The sequence below is a fragment of the Streptomyces lushanensis genome, assembly GCF_001700515.1.
Lineage (GTDB): Bacteria > Actinomycetota > Actinomycetes > Streptomycetales > Streptomycetaceae > Streptomyces > Streptomyces lushanensis.
Genome location: NZ_MAUD01000650.1, coordinates 1 through 531 on the forward strand (window position 1 = coordinate 1; position 531 = coordinate 531).

1 protein-coding gene is annotated in these 531 nt (G+C 72.9%); it reads right to left on the minus strand.

Annotation, left to right across the window (positions count from 1 at the left end):
- Positions 1-149: 149 nt before the first annotated feature.
- Positions 150-530, minus strand: a complete 381-nt coding sequence (locus tag BFF77_RS32140) for a winged helix-turn-helix domain-containing protein (protein WP_245704033.1) — start codon at positions 528-530, stop codon at positions 150-152.
- Between the last annotated feature and the right edge of the window lies 1 nt (position 531).

Sequence of the window (531 nt, forward strand, 5' to 3'; positions counted from 1 at the left end):
TGCCAGCACCTCGCGCGGGCGTCGGCTACTTACCCCACGATGGGTCGGGCGGCGATGTTCGGCCAGCTCAGAGGGGCGGGGCCCGTCTTGAACCTCGTGGAGAAAATCTGAACGCACGCGCCGGGCGACCCCGGGCCGCCCGCGGCGGGTCAGCGGCCCCGCCCGCCGCCCGTCTCCAGGGCTTCGACGCGGCCACGAAGGTCGGCGATCTGCTCGACGGCGTCGGCCAGTGCCCGTTCCAGTGCCTCGACGCGGGCCGTCGTCCCGCTGACGGGTGCGGTCGCCTCCGGGCTGTCGAGGTCATCAGCATCGTCGGCGTCGTGGTCGCGGTGGGCGACGAAGGCGCCCTTGCCGGGGCGGGAGACCGCCCATCCGTCCTGCTTCAGCAGGGTCATGGCCTTCTGCACGGTCAGGCTGGAGGCCCCGAACTCCCGCATCAGCACGGCCTGTGTCGGCAGCGCGTCCCCCGGCCGCAGCCTGCCCGAGCGGATCCGCTCACGCAGGGTCTCTGCGATGACCTCGAACGTCAGC